The 2,773-nt window shown below is 64.7% G+C and carries 2 protein-coding genes; both read left to right on the plus strand.

The features are described 5' to 3' along the window. Positions 1-274: 274 nt before the first annotated feature. Complete coding sequence (gene ahpC, locus ACYPYD_RS17030) at positions 275-841, plus strand: alkyl hydroperoxide reductase subunit C (protein WP_008831739.1); 567 nt, start codon at positions 275-277, stop codon at positions 839-841. A gap of 194 nt (positions 842-1,035) precedes the next feature. Then, a complete protein-coding gene (gene ahpF, locus ACYPYD_RS17035; protein WP_008831738.1) occupies positions 1,036-2,637 on the plus strand; it encodes an alkyl hydroperoxide reductase subunit F in 1,602 nt (533 codons plus the stop codon). Positions 2,638-2,773 lie beyond the last annotated feature (136 nt).

The following is a 2,773-nucleotide window of genomic DNA, read 5'->3' on the forward strand; positions in this document are numbered from 1 at the left end:
GGACTTGATCCGGGACCGCTGGCAAATCTTCAGGCGGTAGCTTGCGGGTGCGCGCGGCAAGGTGGGCTGGTCACGGCCAGCGGTCCCGGATCAAGTCCGGGACGACGTACGCGCCCTCCTCTCTTGCACATCTCATCGACAGAGCTGCACAATCCATCTCCGATTGATCGCCTGAACCGATGAGGCCAATCGGATCATCGTGCTTACAATCGTCACACCCCCGGCCTATCTGAGCTTCACCAGTTTCAACCACCCAACTGAGGGAACTACATCCATGGGTATCGTCGGCAGCACCATCAAGCCGTTCAAGAACACCGCCTTCCAGGCCGGTAAGGACTTCTTCGACGTCACCGAAGGCGACATCGCGGGCAAGTGGGCCGTGTTCTTCTTCTACCCGGCGGACTTCACCTTCGTGTGCCCGACCGAGCTGGAAGACCTCGCCGGTGAATACGCCACGCTTCAGGGCCTCGGCGTCGAAGTGTTCGGCGTTTCGACCGACACGCACTTCAGCCACAAGGCATGGCACGACACCTCGGACGCCATCGGCAAGTGCACCTACGCCTTCCTCGGCGACCAGAACCACAACCTTGCCAACAACTTCGGCGTGCTGCGCGAAGGCGTCGGCCTGGCTGATCGCGCGACCTTCGTGGTCGATCCGGACGGCGTGATCCAGCTGGTCGAAATCACCCCCGAGGGCGTGGGCCGCAACGCCAAGGAACTGGTCCGCAAGATCAAGGCCGCCAAGTACTGGCGCGAGCACCCCGGCCAGGTCTGCCCGGCCAAGTGGGAAGAAGGCGAAGCCACGCTGGCTCCCTCGCTCGACCTCGTCGGCAAGATCTAAGACCCCTGCAAATCCTCCCCGTGGCCGCAGGCCATGGAGAGGTAGCAGCCCCGCAAGGGGCTGACGGAGGGGGCGGGCCGCAGGGCCGCAGACGTCGCATTGCAGACGGGACCGCCCCGCCCCCCTCCACCATCCTTCGGATGGTCCCCCTCCCCGCTTCGCAGGGAGGATTCCCAACAAAGGAAACCTGACTCATGCTCGACGCCAACCTGAAGCAACAGCTCTCGCAATATCTCGGCATGCTGCGCGAGCCGATCGAGCTCGTCGCCTCCCTTGGCGATGACGCAAAGTCCACCGAGACCCGCGAGCTGCTGACCACCATCGCCTCGCTCTCGGACAAGGTCACCGCCACTTTCGACGGCGACGATGCGCGCCGCCCCAGCTTCATCATCCGCCGCGCCAGCGACGCCAGCGCCTGGGTACGTTTCGCCGGACTGCCGCTCGGCCATGAATTCACCTCGCTCGTCCTTGCCCTGCTGTGGACCGGCGGCCACCCGCCCAAGGTCTCGGACGAAGTTCTGGAGCAGGCCAAGGCCCTCGAAGGCTCGCTGACGTTCGAGATGTACTTCTCGCTCTCGTGCCACAACTGCCCCGACGTGGTGCAGGCGCTGACGCTGATCGCGCTCAACAACCCGCACGCCGACGTGACCCTGATCGAAGGCGGCACGTTCCAGGCGGAGGTCGAGGAGCGCGGCGTGATGGCCGTGCCCGCCGTCTTCCTGAACGGCGCGATGTGGGGTTCGGGCAAGATGAGCATCGAGGAAATCCTCGGCAAGCTCGACACCGGCGCCGACGCCAAGGCCGCCGCCAAGCTGGCCGAGAAGAAGCCTTTCGAGGTGCTCGTCGTCGGCGGTGGTCCCGCTGGTGCCGCAGCCTCGGTCTACACCGCGCGCAAGGGCTTCAGCACCGGTATCGCGGCCGAGCGCTTCGGCGGTCAGGTGCAGGACACCATGGGTATCGAGAACTTCATCTCGGTTCCCTACACCGAGGGCCCGAAGCTCGCCGCCGCGCTGGAATCGCACGTCGCTGAATACGACATCGACGTGATGAACCTGCAGCGCGCCGAAAAGCTGATCCCGGCGACGGAACTCGGCGGCTATCACGAAGTCGTGTTCGCCAACGGCGCTTCGCTGAAAGCCCGCTCGGTGGTGCTGACCACCGGCGCGCGCTGGCGGAACCTCGGCGTGCCCGGCGAGGCCGAGTACAAGAACAAGGGCGTGGCCTATTGCCCGCACTGCGACGGCCCGCTGTTCAAAGGCAAGCGCGTGGCGGTGATCGGCGGCGGCAACTCGGGCGTCGAGGCGGCGATCGACCTTGCCAACATCGTTGGCCACGTGACGCTGATCGAATTCGACGCCAAGCTGCGCGCCGACCAGGTTCTGGTCGACAAGCTGAAGTCGATGAAGAACGTCGATATCTTCACCAGCGCCCAGACCACCGAGGTCGAAGGCGACGGCGAGAAGGTCAACGCGCTGGTCTACAAGGACCGTAATTCGGGCGAAGAGCGCAAGGTCGAGCTGGAAGGCGTGTTCGTCCAGATCGGGCTGGTGCCCAACACCGAATGGCTGAAGGACTCCGGCGTGGAACTGACGGCGCGCGGCGAGATCGTGATCGACGAGAAGGCCGCCACCAACCTGCCCGGCGTGTTCGCGGCGGGAGACGTGACCACGGTGCCTTACAAGCAGATCATCATCGCCATGGGCGAAGGGTCGAAGGCGGCGCTGTCCGCATTCGATTACCTGATCCGCAACGAGGCTCCCGAGGAGATCGCGCAGGCGGCTCAGCAGGCGGCCTGAGCTTCAGCGTTCCAACGAGAGGCGGGCGGGGATCGCGAGATTCCCGCCCGTTTTTCGTGTGCGGATGGGGCTTCGACAAGCTCAGCCTGAGCGGTTTTAGAGGTGTTCTCTCCATTCCGCTCAGGCTGAGCTTGTC

The sequence above is a fragment of the Novosphingobium sp. 11B genome (genome assembly GCF_054589055.1).

What these genes read in the sequence shown, in the direction of transcription:
- ahpC (WP_008831739.1), top strand. Translation starts at nt 275, where the DNA reads ATGGGTATCGTCGGCAGCACCATCAAGCCGTTCAAGAACACCGCCTTC.
- ahpF (WP_008831738.1), top strand. Translation starts at nt 1,036, where the DNA reads ATGCTCGACGCCAACCTGAAGCAACAGCTCTCGCAATATCTCGGCATG.